The following is a 20,931-nucleotide window of genomic DNA, read 5'->3' as shown; positions in this document are numbered from 1 at the left end:
TTCTTAGTTTTGGAAATTCTTAAGTTGTTCAAAAATCAAAAGCTGATTCTTAGCGATTATTTTTTGTCCTTCCTGAAAATTATTGGCTACATAAATCATTTTTTCATGTTTTGAAATGACATCAATTTTCACAATTTTCACATCGCAATCGTCATTATAAAGAACTACAAAATTTTCATTATTATCGAAAATAATAGCGTCTGTAGGCACACTTAAAGCTTCGATATCTTTGAGTTCTATAGCAATAACATCAACAAGCATTCCCGGTTTCAAACGACCATCAGCATTATTCAAAATCACTCGCGCTTTTAATACGCGCTCTTCGTTGTCATAGACTTGCGAAACCACTTTTATTGTTCCTTTAAAAATTTCTCTCGGATACGACAATGTTTTAATATTAACCGGCATTCCTTCTTTGATATTCTGAACATTGCTAGCATGAATGTTCACCATTGCCCAAACTTCGTTTAAATTTGAAATGGTAAATAACGGTTCGCCTTCCGCGGTGATTTGGGTTCCGGCAGAAATGGTTTTATCAGTTATAATTCCAGAAGTTGGTGCTTTGATTTGGAACACACCTTTTTCGGCACTTGCGCTATACAATTGAAGATTGGAACTTATTTTAATTTTGTCTGTTTTTAAAATTGCTAATTCGCTTTGTGCTTGCAATAATTCTTTTTCCGAAGAAATTCCGTCGTTAAACATAGATTGAACTGCTTGCAAATTCTTTTCGGAAACTTTAATTTGAGATTCTGCCGTTTTTAATTCGGCTTGCATGCCAATCAATTCTGTACTTCTCAATTCGGCTAAAACCTGACCTTTTTGAACTTTGTCGCCCAATGTAAAATAGGTTTTGGAAATCACTCCGTTTACCAAACTGATAAAATGCACGACTTGATCTGGATTGGCTTCAACAGCGCCCGTTAGATGAATGGCATCAGTAACTTTCTTTTTAACAATAGTATCAAATGCAATTTTAGATTTTAAACTGCCGCTGATGCAATATTCTTTGGATACCGATTCGTCTGCTTTTGCTACTTGTTTGGTACAACTTACGGTAAACAATAAACCTATGGCAAATGCTCCGATTTTCTTGATATGAAACATGTTATTCATTTTTTTAATTAATAATATCTTTTCCAACCGCAAAATTGAGTTCTTCTGCTTTTTCGTTCACTTCTTTAACCGCTTCTAAAATGGCTTGTTTGTTTTCCAAATACGTATCAAAAAAGTCGAGAAATTCTAGTAAACTGATGTTGCGTAATCTGAAGTTTTGCATGTAACTCGTTAACATCGCATCGATTGTTTTTTCGTAATCGGGTTCGATGTGCGTTAAGAATTCGAACGAACGATTGATGTTTTGGAAAGCCAAAATCACTTCGTTTTCCACGGACAATTCTTTTTCCTGAAATTGAAATTTAGCTTGTTCCTGACCAATTTGCGCCATTTTGATGTTTCCTTGATTTCTATTGAAAAAAGGCAAATCGAACGACAACCCAAAACCAACGAAGTTGATCATGGTACTTCCGTTTCTGTCGTACAACGCTTTGAACGTAACATCTGGTGTTTTTTGAGTGCGTTCGTACGCAACCATTTTATCGTAATAGGTTTGTTCCAGTTCGGCAAATTTAAAATCGGGACGAGATTCTTTAGCTTGATTAACTAAATCTTTCACATCTAAAAAGCCAATGTTTTCGTTACTTTTTTCGAAACCTTCCGGATTGAGTTCCAAAACGACGGTTGGATTGAGTTTCATTAAATTTTTCAACTCTTTTTGCGATTCGTGCAGTTCTTTATCAATCGAATTGATGCTTTTAAAAACTTCAATTTGAAGCGCTTTCAACCGAATGTATTCGCTTTTAGAAACATTGCCTTGCGTTACTTGATTTTGGTAAGCTGCAATCAACTTATTTAGTGATTCTACTTGGTTTACATACACTTTTCGGTACAACTGCAAGTATTGTAAATTGGTTAATTGATTACGAAATTCAACTTTTAAACCTCGTAATAAATCTTCGAAATATTGTTTGGATTTTTCCACGCCTACTTGCTCAATAGCAACTCGTTTTTTTCGTTTTCCAGCGGTGTAAATCAACTGTTCTAGTTCAGCACTAAATTGTAGGTTTCGCCCAAAATCGCCAACCAATGGCGGTACCACTTCTTGATGTTGACGTTGTGATGGTGTTGCCCATAAATTCACTTGATCTAATGTAAAAGTAGGATTGGGCCACAGTTTAGCCTGAATTACCTGAGCTTCGGCTTTATTGATTTCTAATTTTTCGGAAATTAACGTTAGATTCTCTTTTAGAAAAATAGCTTCACAATCTATTCTGCTTAAACGAAGCGTGTCTTGCGCAGTGATAGACGAGATGAAAAAACAGTAAATCCATACGATTTTCCAATATTTTAAAGTCATTTTTGTTGCATTTAAAATTGAGTAGCAAAAATGATTATAATGACCTTAAAATAACCTTAATAGAAATAAAATTTAGCTTAAAGGAAGTTTTATAGTAAAAATATTAGTTTGATTTTCAATGAATTGATATTCAATTTTTCCTTTATGCAATTGCATAATTTTATACACAAAAAACAATCCTAAACCTAAACCAGAAGCTTTGTTGCTGTTTTTTCCTCTAAAATAATGCTGAAACATTACCTTTTGTTCTCCTTCGGTTAAACTATTGCCTTTATTGGAAAAAGTAAGTGCTAATTCATTTTCGTTTGAAGTTGAAATACTGATATTCGCTTTGCTTTCGCTTGCATATTTAACCGCATTTACCATCAAATTAGTCAACATTAACTTGATTAAGTTTTGATTAGCTTCCAGATTTAAAACATTTTCGCCTTCAATGGCAACATACTCGACTGCAAAAACAAAATCAGGATATAGCAAATTCAAATCGGCAATGGTATCGTAAATTAAATCGTCGATTCTAAACTTAGTTATCGCTCTTTTTTGATTGCTTTCTGACTTAGAAATTTCGAGTAAAACCGAAATAATTTCGCTTAGTTTTTTAGTATTGTCTTTTTGTTCCTGAATCAACTTTTGGAGTGAAGTAACATTTTGCTCTTTTTCCATTTGTTCAAAATTGGAAACCAAAATGGCAATAGGCGTTTTGAGTTCGTGCGAAATATGTTGGACTGCATTTTTTTGAAAAGCAAACGATTGATGCAAACGATTCGTCATTTCTTCAAACTGTTGTTTTAGCACGCTCACTTCAGCAATTGAAGAATCGGTAGTGGAAAAATCAATATTGGAATCCAAATTAAAATTGCTGATTTTTTTGGTCATTTCAACCAAAGGAAAAGAGACCTTTTTAGAAACATAATTCACGACCAAAATGACAACAATAGAGATAAAAATAAAAGTTGCCAACAGAATGTATTTCAAGAAATTCAGTTTGGTATACCCATACGTATCATAGGCTTTTGAAATTCCGTAGTAAGAAGCATTCCCTTTTTTTAGATAAACACCCACAACATCGTACAAGTTGTCTTTTCCTTCGTACCAATTCTTGTTTTCGGAAAGTGTTTCTAAGATTTTAGCGGAATAATCGATAGGAGTATCATCAATACTGGAGTAGACCAACTTTTTATTGGCGTCAAAAATCAACAGTTTTTCATCATACATTTGATCGACATCCGTTTTTCCGAGTTTTTCCAAAATCGTATTGTCGATATCTTGAAATTCACTCAAAAAACGAAGTGTAATGTAGATTTTATCTTTTTGGCGTTGCTGAAAATCTTCTTCGCGATAGGCAGCAAACAAAAAATAAATAACTGCAAGCGTGAAAGCAAGCAACAAAATTGTTACTGCCGAAAAGTACGTTTGCATTTTATTTACAATTTTCATCTTTCTAGATAGTAGCCAAAACCAACTTTTGTTTTAATGGTATTTTTATCGAAAGGTTTGTCTATTTTTTTTCGTAAAAAATTGATATACACTTCAATAGTATTCGTATTTGCATCGAATGATTTTCCCCAAATAGTTTCGATTAAATCGGTTTTAGAAACAAAATCGCCATTAGCTTCAATCAATTTGACCAAAATTTGGTATTCTCGGAATGTTAATTCAATGGTAACTGAATTTCTAAAAACAGTTTTGGATTGCAAATCAATTACAATGTCATCAAAAAATATCTTGGTTTCTTGATTTTTTTTGGACAAATTTGACTTTCTTTTTACCAACGCATTTAGACGCAAAATAAGTTCGCGCATTAAAAACGGTTTTGTCAAATAATCATCAGCTCCAGCATTGTAACCATGCACTTTATCTTCAATATCATCAAAAGCAGTAAGTAATAAAACAGGTGTTTGAGTGTTCCACAAACGGAAACTTTTACACACTTCGAAACCATTTTTACCAGGAAGATTAACGTCTAAAACGACAACATCAAATGTATTATTTTTAAGTAGTTTTTCAGCTAAAATTCCATCATAAACCACTTTTACTAAAAGCCCTTCAGCTTGAAGTACTTCGCTAATATTTTTATTTAATGTAGGATCATCCTCAACCAGTAGAATTTTCATTTTCTATTTTTTAATCTATCAATTCCTTTTCTAAAAAGTAGTTTACGATGGCATCTTTCATTAAAACGGCTTGTTCACCAGCTTTTAAAGAAGGTAATTCTTCTTTTATTTTGTAATGTGGCCAACCGTCATTATCAAAATACTCAAATTCATAGTAACCATAAGGTTCTAATAAGCGACAAATAGCAATATGCATGAGATTTACTTTTTCGTCCTTTTTAAATTCTTGTTTGAATTTTCCTAATTCCTGAACACCTATTAAATAAATAATGGATTCTAAATCGAGCTCATCACCATCAGCGAACTTATCGGATAATATTTTGACTACACTTTCCCAGCGTTCTTTTAATTGTTCGTCTCTTGACATTTTTTATAGATGAAAGAAAAAAGAGAAAAGATTTTCTCAACTTTCTAAATTAATTCTGCAAAGATAAAGCTGAAATTTGGTTTTAAATAATTTCTAGTATCTTTATTCTTTTGAACGCTTTTTTAAATTAGAATGAATTTTATCGATATCGTATTTGCTGTTTTATTATGTTATGCATTATACAAAGGAATTAAGAACGGGCTGTTTGTGGAATTGGCTTCCTTAATTGCTTTAGTAGCTGGAATTTTTGTAGCTATTAAATTTTCTTATGTTATTAAAAATAGCTTAGAACCAAAGGTGGATTGGGAACCCAAATATATAGAAATAACAGCCTTTGCTTTAACTTTTATACTAGTCGTAGTCTTGATTCATCTTTCTGCAAGATTATTGACTAAAATAGCTGATTTTGCTTATTTAGGTTGGATGAACAAATTAGCTGGAGCAGTTTTTAGTAGTTTAAAAACCATTTTATTGTTAAGTATTGTGATTTTATTATTTGAAAAAGTAAATAGTAATAATATCTTAGTGAAGCAAGAAACATTAGACGAATCTATATTTTATTATCCTACCAAAGAGATTGCCGCTTTTATATATCCTAAAATTGAAGAATGGTACACTGATTTTAGTGAAAAGAAGAAAAGGGAAAATGAAAATACAGAAAAAAATGAGGCAGAAGAATAGTTGCTTTTAATTATAACTTTATTAAATGATAATTCGTAAAACAAAATGAGATAGATAATTTAAAAAGGGAAACTAAGAAATTTTTATTCTTTTAATTCTTGGATAGCCTCTTTTTTAATCCAACCTTCCGATTTGTCTGTAAGTTCAATTCGCTTCCAGTTATCTAACGTTTCTTTTACAAAAACTTTTGTGCCTTCATGAAGCATGAACGCATTTTCAGCAGTTGTTTTAGGCTCAGTTTTTACATTTACTAATTCTTCAAAAACAATAGCGGGACGAATGGTTTTGTTTTGTCTATTTAAAATATAGGCAAACAATAGACTTGAAAACATAAAACTCAAAAGAAAAAACATACCTACAAAAAATATTCTTTTTATTACAGTTGTAGCGGAAAAATAATACCCAATAAAAAACAATAAAAAGACTAATGAAAAAGTAATCGCTAGCCAAGACCAAGCAGTAACACTACAAACCGATATGGTTTCATATAAAAAATTAGAAAATCCTACTTTAGGAATAACCTTTATGTCATCAATTGCCATTTTTTGAGCAAAAGTAAGGTTCGTTTTTATAGCCTCATCTTTGGGATTAAGTAATAATGCTTTTTCAAAATTATATATAGCAGGAGCTACTTTTCCTAATTTATAATAGCAATTTCCTAAATTATAGTATAATTCTGCAGATTCAACTTTCTTTTGATTAAGAATGGTTTCATACTTCTCGATTGCTTCAGTATATTTTTCTTTCCTATATAAATCATTAGCTGCATCAAAAAGTGTTGTGGTTGTTTTTTGGGCAAACAACAAATTGGTAACAATTAAAAAAACGATATAAATTACTTTCTTTATCTTCATTACAATTGTTTTTCTAGTTCAGAAATTAAGGTAACTGCTTTTTCAAAATCTTGTTGCATTGCCACATGAGTAGCTGGTGCATATCGGGCAAACTCACAATCGTTCATTAATTGAATAAACTGGGTAATTGTTTCTGTTTGTGCTTGTTTACTTTCTAAAATTTCCTGAATATTTTCCTTACTCATTTCAGAAGTTTCAATATGTAATTTCGCTTTTAAGAAATTATGTAATGCTCTTTCCATTGCCATATAAAACGGAATTTTATTGCCCATTTGTTTTTTAGCTTCTGAAAGATACTTTTTAGCCAATTTATTGTTTCTTCTAATTTTATTGCCAAATTCATCTGCATCAATTGCTTCTTTTTTCTTCCTAGCTAATACAATTATTGGAATACATAAAAAAGGAGCTAAAAGCAATCCATAAAACAAGTTAGTTCCAAAGAAATTTTCTTTGTTTTTGGGTACAAAGTCAGATTTTAGTTTTATAAATTGAAAGGAATTATTTTTTATTAATTGTTGTTTATTTGCTTCATTTGTAGCTACTTCCTGTCTTGAAGAAGTAAAATTAGGATTATCTAATACTGTAATAGTAATTTCCTTTGAGGTTAATGTTTTATAGGATTTCGAAGTTAAATCGAAATAAGAAAATTCTATAGGTTTGAGTGTATATTTTCCTTTAAATTGTGGTATAATGGTATATTTATCTGCTATTTTACCAGTCATTCCAGATAAAGGTGTTGTCACTTCTTCCTTATGTTCAGGATCAAATACTTCAAATGCACTAGGAAATTCTGTTTTTGGTAATGTAAATAATTTTAAATTTCCAATTCCAGAAACACTGATTTCTAAATCCAAAGATTCTCCACTTCTAAGTTCTGTTTTAGAAGGAGTTACTTCAAAGTTAAATTTCCCTACTGCGCCACTAAAATTAAGTGGTTTTCCTGTTTCTGGTAACGGCTTTACCTGAATGGTTTTGGCTCCAGCCGAAATAGTTTTGGTTACCGATTTATACTCAGGTTCTAAGAAAAAGTTTCTTCTTCCTGTAGGAACATCAATATCTAAACTAATGGTTAAAGGCTCTAACGGTTTTGCACCTGATTCTTGTGGATAGAGAATTACTTTTCTCCACACAACGAGTGCATAGTCTTGACCGTTATATTTTCCTTGAACTGCTTGCAATTTATCAATATTTATTTGCTGACTCCAAAAACCATTGTATTTTGGATTATCGACTTCTTGCACATTTCTTACTTGAAATCTTGGGTTAAAATATAATTTATAAACCACCGTTACGGGTTCGTTTAAATAAGGATTATCATTTGACACCTCAGCGACTAAATGTACCCCTTCTCCAACTTTGTAATCGGGATCATTTGGGTCTTTTGGTAATTCTATTGCATCCGTGACAGTAATTTTTACGGGTACAGTTTTATACGTTTGCCCCTCATATTCAATAATTCCTTGTTTAATGGTTAAAACCCCTTTTTGTGTGGGCTGTAAAACATAGCTATAACTTCTACTGAATGATTTAACTCCATTTATCCAGGAAAAACTTGTTGATTGTGAAGGCCCACCAACAACTCTAAACCCTTCAAAATTAGGCGCTTGAAAATTATCCCCATCTTGATTAATGGTAAAAGAAACTTGAACTCTTTCATTTAAACCAATAGTAGTTCTACTCAGTTTAGCTTCAAAGTTAATTTCTTGTGCTAATAGAGCTGTTTGAATAAAAAGTAAAAGTATTACGAAAGACTTTTTCATTTTACCAATCTTTTTCATTAGTTGCAGGGCTTGGCTTCACTTTTTTTGCGTTCAATTTATCTTGAATTTTCTTTTCAGCATTGTTTACTGCATCTAATAAATTTTCAATTTGCTGTTTGTTTACGCCTGAAGGTTTTGGGTTTCCTTTATCATCTTCTTTTTTATCACCGTTTTGGTTATCTTTTTTATCATCACCTTCCTTTTTCTTATCATTTTCATCTCCTTTGTCGGAATCTTTTTTGTCTTTATCTTGTCCGTTATCCTGCTTATCTTTTTTATCTTTTCCGTCTCCTTGGTCTTCTTTTTTATCTTGATTTTTTTGATTCTGATCTTGATTTTTGTCTTTATCCTTATCTTTATTTTTATCGTCTTTTGGTGGATTTTCTTTCTGCTTTTTCTTAGCTAAAGCATAATTGTATCTAGTTTCCTCATCAAAAGGATTGTTTCTCAAAGCATTTTTATAGGCTTCAACTGCTCCTGCATAGTTTTTTTCTAACATTAAAGAATTACCCAAATTGTGGAAAGCTTTGTGCTTCTCTTCTTTCGTTTTGGCATTTTCAATAGCATTTAAAAATTTATATTTTGCTTCACTAGGTTGATTTTGTCTGTAAATGCTGTTTCCTAAATTATAATTAGCTACTGCTTTTTTATCCTCATTTGTAGCTTGAGAAATTCTAAAATCGCTTTCCGCTGCTGTATAATTTTTGCTTCCAAAAAAAGTAGTTCCTTCGTATAAGTTTTGGTCTTTATTTTGACTAAAAAGTAGAGAAGAAATACATAATGCTATTCCTACGATTATCCTTTGCATACTATCTTTCATTAAATAAGTTTAATTTTTGTAACCAAGCAGTTTTTCTTTCTAAGAAAAAAACGTCTAGTAATAACAGAAAAAAAGCGACACCAATGAACCATTGATATTGTGTTTGATATTCCGCTATTTCTTGTGACTCAAATTCTGTTTTTTCAATCGTATCTAATACTTGTTTTATTTGTTCCAATACTTGTTTCGTATTATTTCCCTCAATATAAGCTGATTTTGTGTTTTTTGCAATATTTTGAAGGGTAACAGGGTTTAATTTAGTAACCACTACTTGTCCTTCATTATCTTTTTTGTATTCTGCAATTACGCCGTTATCTCCTTTAATAGGAATTGGACCGCCATCTAACGTTCCTACACCAATTGTTGCTATTTTAATTCCTTTTTCTTTAGCTATTTCACTAGCTTCTTCTGCTCCATCACCATGATCTTCTCCATCAGAAACCAAAATGATTAATTTACTTGTATCTACGGCATCAAAATAAGTTGTTGCCAAATTAATAGCATCATTAAGGGCTGTTCCTTGTGATGAAACCATATTGGTATTCATATTTTGCAAATACATTTTCGCAATACTATAGTCTGTAGTCATAGGCAAAACAGGGTAAGCACTTCCTGCATAACCTACAATTCCTATTCTGTCGCTTCCTAAATTATTAATAATTTGACTGATTAATTGCTTTGATTTTTCTAAACGACTCGGTGCAATATCTTCTGCCAACATACTTTTCGATATATCAAGAGCAAAAACAATATCGATTCCTTGTCGTTTCACTGTTTCCATTTTAGTTCCAATCTTTGGATTTACCAAAGCTAAAATAAGACCTGTTAAAGCTAATAAAACGGTAATAAATTTTAAAACTGGTTTAAAAGTAGATTTTTCTGGACTTAATTTTTTTATTAATTCTAAATTACCAAATTCTTTTTGTTTTCTCTTTTTCCAATAGATTTGAAACAAGAAAATAAGTACCAATATGGGTAATATTAGTAACAAATACAGCAATACAGGTTCTTCTAACTTATGATACATTTTCTATTCTTTTAAACAAATCCTTTAAAAATGGTATTTCTTAAGATTATTTCAATTAAAATTAAAGCAAAAGCTAACCAAACTAAAGGCTTAAATTTTTCATCATAATTAAAATATTTTTTTTCCTCTATTTCAGTAGTTTCTAACTTATTTATTTCTGCATAAATCGCTTCTAACTTTTTATTATTAGTCGCTCTAAAATATTTCCCTTCAGTTGTTTTTGCAATTTCTTTCATTAAATCCTCATCGATTTCAACTTTCATATTTCTAAATAGGATTTGACCATTAAGTGTTTTTGTATAAGGAAATGGTGCCATACCGTTAGTTCCTATTCCTATTGTATATACTTTAATTCCATATTGTTCTGCTATATTTGCTGCCATTCGTGGATCTATGGTTCCAGCATTATTTACTCCATCGGTTAATAAGATAATAATTCTGCTTTTTGCTTTACTGTCTTTAAGTCGATTAATTGCTGTAGCCAAACCAACACCAATACCTGTTCCATCTGCTATAATTGAATCGTCATAATCTACTGTTCTAAGAGATTGTAATACTACTGTTTTATCTGAAGTTACTGGTGTTCTGGTGTAACTTTCTCCAGCATAAACTACAAGTCCAATTCTATCATTAACACGATCCTCAATAAACTTTGCAGCCACTCTCTTTAATGCCTCCAATCGATTTGGTTTTAAATCTTTGGCAAGCATACTTCCTGAAACATCTATTGCCATTACAATATCAATACCTCTTGTCGTTTTTGATTTTTGAGTTACGTCTACACTTCTTGGTCTTGCTAATGCTACAATAATTGTAGCTAAAGCTAAAAGGCGTAATATAAATAATGCAGGTTTTACTTTAGACAAAATCGTTTTCCCAGTTGCAAAAGGAGCTAAAGAACTCATTTTTAAGGTTGCTCTATTTTTCTTTCTAGAATAGATATACCAAGCAATTGCAATTGGTAGAGTCAAAAACAGCCAGAAAAATTCAGGATGCAAAAAGGTTACATTTTTCATTTTTCAGCAGTTTTTCTTAGTTCAACAGATGCAATTACTCTTTCCATTATTTGTTTTGCATATTCATCATCATTTCTGTAAATTAGGAATAATTCTTGTGCTCCACCAGGTTGAGAAAAAACATATAATTCATAACTCATTAGTTGTGTATCTTTATTTAAAGGATTTATTACAGAAAAGTTTCCATATGCTTTTTTTCCCTTTAATCCTTTTGGATCTTCATAATCTTCCTCCTTTACAGTAATATTTTGAGCACCTAAAGTCTGCATATTTTTCAAATCATACTCTACAATTTGATTTAAATCTACAACGGTTGTGTCTTTAAAAGCAGTTGTATTTAAAATAATTGAAAAATTATCTAATAAACTACCATACATAAATTTAGCATTTGCTTTTACATGTGATGGCAAATTATTTTGAATACGTTCATCTGAAATACGTTTTAGTACTTTTGGTGTTGAGATGATAATGGCAGGGTCACCGTATTCAGAAATAATCCATTCTTCATTTAAAAGCGATTTTGCGTTATGTCCTAACCAGTTATTTCTAATATAGTCTGTTCCTTTGGTTACTCCAATAAATACACCTCCTATAATCAGTAAGAAAAAAACAAAAGTAAGAGGGATACCAATGCGTTTCATTTTTTGAGAACGGTTTCTTTTCCTTTTTAACTCTTCGGTAAATAAATTTTCTTTTTCTTCATCTGTTCGTGGTATGGCTTTGTCAATGGATATCAAGAAAGAATCAATCATTTTTTTGTCATTTTCAATCTCAAAATCCAATGGTTTTGATTTAGCAAATTTTACTAAATCGGCATTTGCCATTACCTTTTTAAATTTATCTAGAATGTCTTGACTTATTTTTATTTTCTTTTTCTTGATTGTCGTTCTTAAGGTATCAAATAATTCATTTGAAGTACTTTCCATTGCAGGAATTGCTACAGCTTCTTCTAAATAATATCTAGTAATATCTGTTAGTTCAGAATAATAGGCTTTAGTTTCTCCTTTTTGCCAAAGTTCTTTACCTTCTAAATTTTGTAGTTGTGATAATGCTTTTTCGATTGGTGAAGCGAAGAGAATTTCATCTTCTTCATTCTTTTTTATTTGTTTTTTCTTGATGAAATAATATAAAAGAAATCCAACTCCTAAAATGGCAATAATTCCTAATAAAACATACAACCAAAAATAATCAGTAGGTTTATTTACTGTTATAATAGATTTGATATCATACATTTGCTGTTTTAGAGTATCAACTACTACTGGATTAACCATAACAGCAAAAGAATCAGTTCTAACTGTTTTATTATTAATAATAACTTGCAAGGGAGGAATTACATATCTTCCAGAATCAAATTGGGTTAATCCATATTTTTTTATTAATTCTAATTTATTCTCATTTTTTATGGAATCTATTGGGTATGACTCTAAAATCTCTAATTGTCCAAAAAACTGACCTTCAGGAAAAACAACTTTATCATTTTGGGTCACATTTGCTTTAATGGTTAAGTTAAATTGAGAACCAATTTTTATTTGAGTAGAATCTATAGTAGTTTGTATTGTTTGAGAAAAAACAATTGACGTGAATAAAAAACAAAATACTAATATTACTTTTTTTAACATCTTAATTTCTAGCTTTAAAATACCCCAACAATTTGGTTACATAACTCTCATCTACTCTTGCACTTACTGTTCCAGCACCACATTTTGAAAACATCTCGGTGAAATACTTTACATTTTCTTTATAGTATTTCTCATAATTCAAACGCACTTGTTTTGAACTCGTATCTACTAAAAAAGTGTCACCTGTTTCTGCATCTAACATATTAACAATACCAAGATTAGGGATGGATTGCTCTCTTCTATCGTATACTCTAATCCCTGTTAAATCGTGTTTTTTTGACGCTATTTTTAAGGTATGTTCATATTCTTTTACCATAAAATCGGAGATTAAAAATACGATGGCTTTTTTCTTCATCACACTGGATAAAAATTTTAGCGCTTGTGCTAAATCAGTTTTTTTACTTTTAGGTTTAAATTCGATAAGTTCTCGAATAATTCTCAAAACATGAGATTTTCCTTTTTTAGGAGGAATAAACAATTCTATTTCATCTGAAAAGAGAATTAAACCTACTTTATCGTTGTTCTGAGTAGACGAAAAAGCTAAAGTAGCGGCAATTTCGGTAACAATTTCATTTTTAAAATGATTAACAGAACCAAAAGATTCAGAACCACTACAGTCTACCATTAACATCATGGTTAGTTCACGTTCTTCTTCAAAAACCTTAACATAAGGTTCATTGTATCTAGCCGTAACATTCCAATCAATAGCTCTTACATCGTCTCCGTATTGATATTGACGTACTTCAGAAAAAGTCATTCCTCTTCCTTTAAAAGATGTATGATATTCACCAGAAAAGATATGATCGCTCAATCTTCTGGTCTTAATTTCTATTTTTCTAACTTTTTTGAGTATTTCTTTCGTTTCCATTTTTTTAGTATTCAGTGTTCAGTTAAAAGTGTTCAGTATTAAAGCAAAACTGCATACTGTTACTGTTTACTGCCTACTAATCTTAAGGCACTTCAACTTCATTAACAATTTTATTAATGATATCTACCGAAGTAATATTTTCAGCTTCAGCTTCATATGTAATTCCAATTCTATGACGTAAAACATCATGCACTACTGCTCTAACATCTTCTGGAATTACATATCCTCTTCGTTTGATAAAAGCATAACATTTTGCTGCAGTAGCTAGATTGATACTACCCCTTGGAGAAGAGCCAAAGCTAATTAGTGGTTTTAAACTTTCTAATTTATATTTTTCTGGATATCGTGTAGCAAAAATAATATCTAAAATATATTTTTCAATTTTTTCATCCATATAAACTTCTCTAACTGCTTGTTGTGCTCTTAATATTTGTTCTAAAGTAACCACTTGATTTACTTTTTCAAAAGCGCCAGATAAATTTTGACGAATAACTAATCTTTCGTCTTCCATTTTTGGATAATCTATAACTGTTTTTAGCATAAAACGGTCTACTTGTGCTTCAGGCAATGGATATGTACCTTCTTGCTCAACTGGGTTTTGCGTTGCCATTACTAGAAAAGGTTTATCTAGTTTGAAACTATTTTCACCTATCGTTACTTGTTTTTCTTGCATGGCTTCTAATAAAGCTGATTGCACTTTTGCTGGAGCACGATTAATCTCATCTGCTAATACAAAATTGGCAAAAATAGGTCCTTTTTTAATAGTAAAATCGTTTTCTTTAATATTGTAAATCATAGTACCTACAACGTCTGCAGGTAATAAATCTGGTGTAAATTGAATTCTGCTAAAGCTACCATGTACTGCTTGTGAAAGTGTATTAATTGCTAATGTTTTAGCTAATCCAGGAACACCTTCTAGTAAAATATGTCCTTGCCCTAAAAGTCCAATTAACAGTCTTTCAATCATGTGTTTTTGACCAACAATTACTTTATTCATTTCCATTGTTAGCAAATCAACAAAAGCACTTTCTCTTTCTATTTTTTCATTAATTGCTCTAATATCTAGAGTGGCAGTATTTTCTTCCATTTTGAGTTTATTTTGGTTCAAATTTTCAAAAAAAATTTAACAATTCAAAATTGAAAATTTATTTAGGACTACGATGTTAATATACCGTTAAAAAAATTACGCTTAAGCATTATTTAAGCGTAATTTATGATTTTGTTTTTATTGTTTTAAGAATTTTTATTAGAAAAAAGCGTTTTTACACAATAAAATGTTCCTAATCAATACTTTCTGTTTTTTTTAAATAGAACAAAAAAAGCACATTTAAGTAATGTGCTTTTCAAGATTAAATTTATTTTCTATAAGGTTTCGAAAGAATAGGTTATTGCTGCATTGTTACTAGCACCACTTTTTAATTGGGTCACATTTTGTTTTCTAATGATATAATATTGATCTATTTCATCATCAGAATCGGTAGACCAACTTCCTTTTATTTCATCTAGAACAGCCGTAACTGTATTTACTACAAATGGTGTCCAAACAGCGTCTCCTGTTCCTAATGTTACACCTGTTCCAATAGCTTGTACGACAATGTTAATAACTCCTGCATAATCAAAGCCAGAATCCTCTTCCATAATAATCATGGTAGCTGCATTTCGAGTGTGTTCATTCCAAAAAACAAAAGGTTGTTCTGGAGTATATAATACATTTTTCTTTTTGATATAAGGCATTTGTAACACTCTTAAAGGCGGTACACTGGGCTCATTAAAATTTTGATCAAAGTTAAATACAATGGCATAAATTTCTGGGTTTCCTTTAAACCAAGGTTCTTGTACGTCTGATAACTTTATTGAATCTATTTTATTAAAATCTACAGCTGTTGCTTTTCCCGAAATGTTTGCTGTTGTCATTTGAGTATCAAACCCTCTTTTCTTTAATTCTTCATTCAACGAATTCATGTTTTTTTGAAATTCATATTTACCATGTTGATCAATAAAAAGAATTGGTTTGTTACTTGGTTGAGAGGCATCAACGAATACTATATTTCCATTAATATCAATACCTTCCAGCGTTTTAGTATTATCGTCTACTGGGGCAAAAAGGATTTGCAAATCCTTTAACGTAGTTGCATTCATTTTTTCCTGATTATATACAAAACACTCTAAAATACCCTCTTTTTTAATTTCAGAAGAAAAAAATTCTTCATTATTATTCATTTTTAAATCGGTTAAAATTTCAGAAAGTAATATTTCATTGAGGTTTTGAAATTTACTATTACTTAATAACTCAGCTCCATTGTTTGTTTTTAAGGCATTGGCAACATACTTTGCTAATTCTATTTTTTCTTGAGTTACATAATTAAGTTCTTGACTGTTATTATCAAGATTTGTATCATTACTACAAGAAAAAAATAGACTTGATACGACAAAAAGTGAAGCGATTCTTCTGAAATTAGTTTTCATCATTTTCATGTTTTAAAAAAATTTTATTGTTTGTTTGATTTTTTATCGTAGTAAAACTACAACAGATACACAGGTTGTATTTACATGTTTTTTGCCTTTAATGTTAAAATTTAACCTTGAAAATATGGTAAAACATTGTGTTATATTTAACAGATTGTCAAGAAATTAATTTAGTTGCAAAACATTTTTGAATGAGCTGAAATAAAACTGTAAATTAGTAGCAAATATTTTCTAAAAGATGCTGAATAAAAGATTACTGATTAAAAATTTATTAGCTCATAATGATGAAAGTAGCTTTTATGATAAAAAAAGGCAATTAAACTTACATACCAAAGAAGGTAAGGCAAAGTTCTTAAAACATATTTGTGCTTTATCGAATTCTAATCCAGCCAATAATTCATATATTATTGTGGGTGTGGAAGACGAAAATAATGAAATTGTAGGCGATGATTTTTTTGACGATAGTAAAATTCAAAATTTGGTAAACGCTTACATTGATAACCCTCCTAGAATTCAATATGAAAACGTTCCTTTTCCTAACTTACCTAAAGAAAAAGTAGTAGGGTTAGTAACTATAAAACCTAAAAGTAAAATTTCTTCGTTTAAAAAAGGAATATATACTATTCTTGCAAACACTGTTTTTGTAAGAAGAGGCAGTAATTCTATTCCTACAGAAGAAAAAATTCCTTTTTCAAAAGTAAATACAGAAACGGTTATTAGTATTGAGAATAATTCGAGAAACAGTATAGAACATACCTTAGATGGTGTACAAGATTTTATAAATAACAAACACAAAGATTTGTTTAGTAAATATAAGGTATTCAAAGAATTATTTGTTGTTTGTTGGGCTGGAATAAAAAAGAATATACGGAATACCGTATTTTACTCTAGAGTAGATATAGAATTAATTAATGAGCAAATAAAATTGTTTTATTCTGCTCAAGATGATGTAACGATTTCTTATGATGAAAGCTCGTTTACTATAACTGAACATATTGTTTTAGGAATAAATGACAAGACTAGTTATTATCCTTTAGAGAGACTTACCATAACTTTTTTTGACAATGGATATTATAAAATGACAACTCAAATGCTTTTTGAACCGCCACAATACAATAGAAAAATGCTGCATCATATTTATAATTCCAACATAAGTTTATTAAAAAAATTGGAAAAAGAAATCCGCTTAACTGAAAGAGAAAAGAAAGATGTTTTAAAAGTTCCTTCCGCTTTAATGATATGTTATTTAAATGGTTTTGAAGAAGCAAAGCATAAACTTATCGAAGGAAAAAATTCCTTCAAAAAGTTTTATAATCCAAAAGTATATGTTGAATTCAAAGAAGCAATACGTGTTTTGCGAAAAATGAAATACAATTAATTTTTACACAAAACCTTGTCTCTTTGCTTCTCTAACAATATCTTCATCTGTTCCTCCTTTAACACAAAAATAATCTTTAATTTGTGCTTTTCTTTTATCGATTGAACTTTGAGCTAAATTGATATAATTTGGCAAGTTTTTAGAAAGTACACCTTGCGCAAGTAATGAAATAATAGTGCGATTATTTTCATCAAGAAACACATTATTTTTAACTTCTAGCATTTCTTGAATACTTTCTTTTACTGTTTTACTTACATACTTTTCTTTATTAATAATTACTTCGAAAGCTCTTAAGAATTCTTCAGCAGTAAAATCACTTTTCACTAAAAGACCATCAGGTTCAATATTTGTTTGAATATCATACAAAATAAAAGCTTCAGCATGAGAAGTTAATATTACAATTTTTGCAAATGGATATTTTTTCTTAGCTAAAAGTGCTAAATCTTGTCCAGAATTAATATTTTTTTCTTCATAAGGAGGAAGGCTTAAATCTAGAAAGACCATATCAAATTCATATAAATCTTCTGATTTCATCATTCTTTTGTAGGCAGATTCACAGTCAAAAGCTGACGTTACGATAATTTCATATCCTAAATCATTATAAGATAAAATGCTTTTATAACCTTCAATCATTGAAGGGTGATCGTCAATCATGAAAATATTTACTTTCTTAGATCCCATTGTATAGTATAATTTTTAATTGATTGGTAATTTTATTATTATAGTTGTTCCTTTTCCAATTTCAGAAGTAATACTAAATTCTCCTTTAACGGCTTCTGTGCGTTGAAGCATGTTTTTCATCCCAATTCCTTTTCTGGCTTTACTGGTATTAAAGCCTTCCCCGTCATCAGTTATTTGTAAAGTTACAATTTTTTCTTGTTTATCAATGTTAACATAAATATTTTCTGCATTTGCATATTTATTACAGTTGTTCAGTGCTTCTTGTAATATTCTATACAAATTCATTTTTATTTCGATATCTATATTTTCCCAAACAATATCTTTATCTACATCATAAATACAAGTAGCACTATATAATTCATTTTGTTCAGACAATAATTCGGTTAAGATAGTTTTAAAATTACCTTTTTCAGAAAAAGTATCATTGCTTAATTCATGAGCAATAACTCTAACTTCTTTCTCAATATTTTGAATTTCGTTAATATGACCAATACATTTTTTAATGGTTTCCTCGTCATTTCTTTTAGTAAGAATAAATAAATTAAGTCTTGTACTTGCCAATTTATTCATAATTCCATCATGAAGTTCTCTTGCTATTCTATTTTTTTCAATGTTTTTAACCTCATCAATCTTTGCTTGTTGGTCTAGCATTAACTGATAAATTTCTTCATTGGCTTTTTGCTGTTCTTGCGTAAATAATAACTCTTTTTGTTTGGCTCTCTGGAAAAGTATAATGAATAATAAGCCTCCAATGAATGCTACTAAAATCGAAACAGTAAGAATAGTCTTCTTTTGACTTGATATTTCTTGATTTTCATGAATTATTTCATCTGTTTCATATTCAATTCTAGCTAATTTATTTCTTGTTGCTCTTTCTAGATCATATAAGCTATCACTAAGTTTAATATATTTTTTAGCATAACTTAATCCGTTAGAAGGATTAATTTTAGTATATAATTCTAATGTTTTTAAAATCTCACTATTATAATTAGATTCTTTAGCTAATGTATAGGCTTCATTATTTAATTGTAATGCCTTAGAAGTATTTGATTTTGATAGATAATATTCTGTTAAATGAATTTTACTTTTTATAATTCCAGCTATATTATTAATACTGTCTCTAATAAATAAGGCCCTGCTTAACTCTTCAAATCCTTTATTGTTATTAAGTTTAAATTTTGAATAGGCATAATTATCTAAAAGTGCTGAATACAAAACAGGTTGTTTTCTAAGTAGATTATTTATTCTTAGCCCTTGTGAAAAATTTTCCAAGGCTTTTTCATCCTGATTGTTACTTTGATAGACTAAGCCTATATTATGAAACGTTTGCGCTTTAAAATCTTCATACAAGTAATTATCTTTTAATTTTTCAATTTGAAGCAACGCTTTTTCATGATAATAAAGTGCTTTTTCATAGTTTCCTAGTCCAGCAAGTGCTATTCCTAAATTCCCATAACATTGATATATAAGTAGTTTATCTGATATTTTTTCAGATATGTCTAATGCTTTTATGGTAGCAGTTTCACTACCTAAAAAATCTTTTTCAAATCGTAAAACATACGCTTTATGCAATACTGTATTGGCTAGGTTTTCTTTATCATCAATTTTGTTATAAATTTTCTCTGCGTTATTATAATACCAATAAGCACTGTCATTCTTTGCATTTTCGAAAAAATAATCTCCTAAATAATACAACGCTTTTGCTATAGTAGCAGAATCTTTACTTTCTCTTCCAAGTTTAAGAACTTCTGTGGTTACTTTCTTATATTTTTCAAGTTCATAAAGAGGAAAATAACGATTGGCTACTTTAAAATAATTTCTTCTAGTAATAGAATCATTTTTCTGAACCTTAATACTTTCATACGCTAAGTCTCCAAATCGAATTCTCATTTCTTTGGAAATAGTCTCTTTTTGTGCTAAAGAAAGGTAGTTGTTAATCCTTTGATTTTGTATATCAAGTTTTTGTTCTTGCTTATTATTTTCAGAACAACTTATTAAATTAAAAACAAAAATAAGTAAAGCAAAATATTTCAAAATTCAAGAATTAATCTGTATAGAATAACAAATTTAATGATTTTCTTACACAATTTAATCGTTTTTAACGATAAGTATTGGGTTATAAGAATTACTATCTCCTAATAATACAATATTATTAACTTGACTTTCTTGAGCAATTTCCTGACGTTCAGAATTAAAATCGACGGTTAAGTATGAAATTATAGAGGATGAAATTACTAATAAAATACTTAAAGAAAATAGTGCTTTTTTCATAATAATAAATTTTAAATGCTATAGTTATTTTAAAAGATTAGTCTTTTTTAGGAATAATAACAGGGTCCGTTTGTGTCGTAGTACTAGTATCGTCTAATTGAATGGAAGCTGAATTGTTTTCCATATCCGAATCATACGCATCTGTAGTACAAGAAACATTTAAAAACGAAACGGTTATAATAATTACCAGAGATAATAAAAATCTTTTCATAAGGTTTAATTTTAGTATTATATTTGGGATTAGTCTTTTTTAGGAATAATAACAGGGTCCGTTTGTGTCGTAGTACTAGTATCGTCTAATTGAATGGAAGCTGAATTGTTTTCCATATCCGAATCATACGCATCTGTAGTACAAGAAACATTTAAAAACGAAACGGTTATAATAATTACCAGAAATAATAAAAATCTTTTCATAAGGTTTAATTTTAGTATTATATTTGAGATTAGTCTTTTTTAGGAATAATAACAGGGTCCGTTTGTGTCGTAGTACTAGTATCGTCTAATTGAATGGAAGCTGAATTGTTTTCCATATCCGAATCATACGCATCTGTAGTACAAGAAACATTTAAAAATGAAACGGTTATAATAATTAT

At 29.8% G+C, this 20,931-nt stretch carries 21 protein-coding genes; 2 read left to right on the top strand and 19 right to left on the bottom strand.

Going from position 1 to position 20,931, the window contains the following annotated elements; genetic code table 11:
• Positions 1-3: 3 nt before the first annotated feature.
• The 5 genes from CX675_RS09095 to CX675_RS09075 form a co-directional block, all read right to left on the bottom strand.
• Complete coding sequence (locus CX675_RS09095; protein WP_130734924.1) at positions 4-1,116, bottom strand: efflux RND transporter periplasmic adaptor subunit; 1,113 nt, start codon at positions 1,114-1,116, stop codon at positions 4-6.
• A gap of 4 nt (positions 1,117-1,120) precedes the next feature.
• Positions 1,121-2,416 (bottom strand): TolC family protein, encoded by a 1,296-nt coding sequence (locus tag CX675_RS09090; protein WP_130734923.1) that lies wholly within the window; start codon positions 2,414-2,416, stop codon positions 1,121-1,123.
• Between the two features lie 72 nt (positions 2,417-2,488).
• Positions 2,489-3,835, bottom strand: coding sequence for a sensor histidine kinase KdpD (locus CX675_RS09085; RefSeq protein WP_205728618.1), 1,347 nt, complete (start codon positions 3,833-3,835; stop codon positions 2,489-2,491).
• Positions 3,836-3,849: 14 nt separating this feature from the next.
• Positions 3,850-4,530, bottom strand: a complete 681-nt coding sequence (locus CX675_RS09080; RefSeq protein WP_130734921.1) for a response regulator transcription factor — start codon at positions 4,528-4,530, stop codon at positions 3,850-3,852.
• Between the two features lie 10 nt (positions 4,531-4,540).
• Entirely contained in the window at positions 4,541-4,897 is a 357-nt protein-coding gene (locus CX675_RS09075) for a hypothetical protein (protein ID WP_130734920.1), read from the bottom strand.
• A gap of 132 nt (positions 4,898-5,029) precedes the next feature.
• Between CX675_RS09075 and CX675_RS09070 the strand changes: the two genes are divergently transcribed.
• On the top strand, positions 5,030-5,578 hold the full coding sequence (locus CX675_RS09070) for a CvpA family protein (RefSeq protein ID WP_130734919.1): 549 nt from the start codon (positions 5,030-5,032) through the stop codon (positions 5,576-5,578).
• 83 nt (positions 5,579-5,661) lie between these two features.
• Here the strand turns inward: CX675_RS09070 and CX675_RS09065 are convergent, their stop codons facing one another.
• The 9 genes from CX675_RS09065 to CX675_RS09025 form a co-directional block, all read right to left on the bottom strand.
• Positions 5,662-6,432 (bottom strand): tetratricopeptide repeat protein, encoded by a 771-nt coding sequence (locus CX675_RS09065; protein ID WP_130734918.1) that lies wholly within the window; start codon positions 6,430-6,432, stop codon positions 5,662-5,664.
• The gene (locus CX675_RS09060) at positions 6,432-8,192 is read right to left on the bottom strand and encodes a BatD family protein (RefSeq protein WP_130734917.1); all 1,761 of its coding nucleotides are present in this window, start codon (positions 8,190-8,192) and stop codon (positions 6,432-6,434) included. Before CX675_RS09060 ends, CX675_RS09065 begins: the two co-directional genes overlap by 1 nt.
• A 1-nt stretch (position 8,193) precedes the next feature.
• Positions 8,194-9,012 carry a tetratricopeptide repeat protein gene (locus CX675_RS09055; RefSeq protein WP_240723614.1) on the bottom strand — a complete coding sequence of 273 codons (819 nt, stop codon included), beginning with the start codon at positions 9,010-9,012 and terminating at the stop codon, positions 8,194-8,196.
• Complete coding sequence (locus CX675_RS09050; protein ID WP_130734916.1) at positions 9,002-10,039, bottom strand: VWA domain-containing protein; 1,038 nt, start codon at positions 10,037-10,039, stop codon at positions 9,002-9,004. Before CX675_RS09050 ends, CX675_RS09055 begins: the two co-directional genes overlap by 11 nt.
• An 11-nt stretch (positions 10,040-10,050) precedes the next feature.
• Positions 10,051-11,055, bottom strand: coding sequence for a VWA domain-containing protein (locus tag CX675_RS09045; RefSeq protein ID WP_130734915.1), 1,005 nt, complete (start codon positions 11,053-11,055; stop codon positions 10,051-10,053).
• Positions 11,052-12,674 carry a BatD family protein gene (locus CX675_RS09040; protein ID WP_130734914.1) on the bottom strand — a complete coding sequence of 541 codons (1,623 nt, stop codon included), beginning with the start codon at positions 12,672-12,674 and terminating at the stop codon, positions 11,052-11,054. Before CX675_RS09040 ends, CX675_RS09045 begins: the two co-directional genes overlap by 4 nt.
• Before the next feature lies 1 nt (position 12,675).
• Positions 12,676-13,542, bottom strand: a complete 867-nt coding sequence (locus tag CX675_RS09035) for a DUF58 domain-containing protein (RefSeq protein WP_130734913.1) — start codon at positions 13,540-13,542, stop codon at positions 12,676-12,678.
• An 82-nt stretch (positions 13,543-13,624) separates the two neighbouring features.
• Positions 13,625-14,629: a MoxR family ATPase gene (locus CX675_RS09030; RefSeq protein ID WP_130734912.1), complete on the bottom strand. Its 1,005-nt coding sequence runs from the start codon at positions 14,627-14,629 to the stop codon at positions 13,625-13,627.
• Between the two features lie 275 nt (positions 14,630-14,904).
• The gene (locus CX675_RS09025) at positions 14,905-16,011 is read right to left on the bottom strand and encodes a DUF3103 family protein (RefSeq protein ID WP_165396012.1); all 1,107 of its coding nucleotides are present in this window, start codon (positions 16,009-16,011) and stop codon (positions 14,905-14,907) included.
• Between the two features lie 235 nt (positions 16,012-16,246).
• Here CX675_RS09025 and CX675_RS09020 point away from each other — a divergent pair, with 235 nt between their 5' ends.
• A complete protein-coding gene (locus CX675_RS09020) occupies positions 16,247-17,386 on the top strand; it encodes an ATP-binding protein (RefSeq protein ID WP_130734910.1) in 1,140 nt (379 codons plus the stop codon).
• Between the two features lie 3 nt (positions 17,387-17,389).
• Here CX675_RS09020 and CX675_RS09015 read toward each other — a convergent pair whose 3' ends face one another.
• The 5 genes from CX675_RS09015 to CX675_RS19770 are packed head-to-tail and all read right to left on the bottom strand — an operon-like array spanning position 17,390 to position 20,752.
• A complete protein-coding gene (locus tag CX675_RS09015; RefSeq protein ID WP_130734909.1) occupies positions 17,390-18,067 on the bottom strand; it encodes a response regulator in 678 nt (225 codons plus the stop codon).
• Between the two features lie 15 nt (positions 18,068-18,082).
• Positions 18,083-20,101, bottom strand: a complete 2,019-nt coding sequence (locus tag CX675_RS09010) for a sensor histidine kinase (RefSeq protein WP_130734908.1) — start codon at positions 20,099-20,101, stop codon at positions 18,083-18,085.
• 54 nt (positions 20,102-20,155) lie between these two features.
• A complete protein-coding gene (locus tag CX675_RS09005) occupies positions 20,156-20,338 on the bottom strand; it encodes a hypothetical protein (RefSeq protein WP_130734907.1) in 183 nt (60 codons plus the stop codon).
• A 37-nt stretch (positions 20,339-20,375) separates the two neighbouring features.
• The gene (locus tag CX675_RS19775) at positions 20,376-20,549 is read right to left on the bottom strand and encodes a hypothetical protein (RefSeq protein ID WP_165396011.1); all 174 of its coding nucleotides are present in this window, start codon (positions 20,547-20,549) and stop codon (positions 20,376-20,378) included.
• A gap of 29 nt (positions 20,550-20,578) precedes the next feature.
• The gene (locus CX675_RS19770; protein WP_165396010.1) at positions 20,579-20,752 is read right to left on the bottom strand and encodes a hypothetical protein; all 174 of its coding nucleotides are present in this window, start codon (positions 20,750-20,752) and stop codon (positions 20,579-20,581) included.
• Between the last annotated feature and the right edge of the window lie 179 nt (positions 20,753-20,931).

This window comes from Flavobacterium sp. J27 (assembly GCF_004303025.1).
Lineage (GTDB): Bacteria > Bacteroidota > Bacteroidia > Flavobacteriales > Flavobacteriaceae > Flavobacterium.
This window is presented reverse-complemented; position numbering and strand designations above follow the sequence as displayed.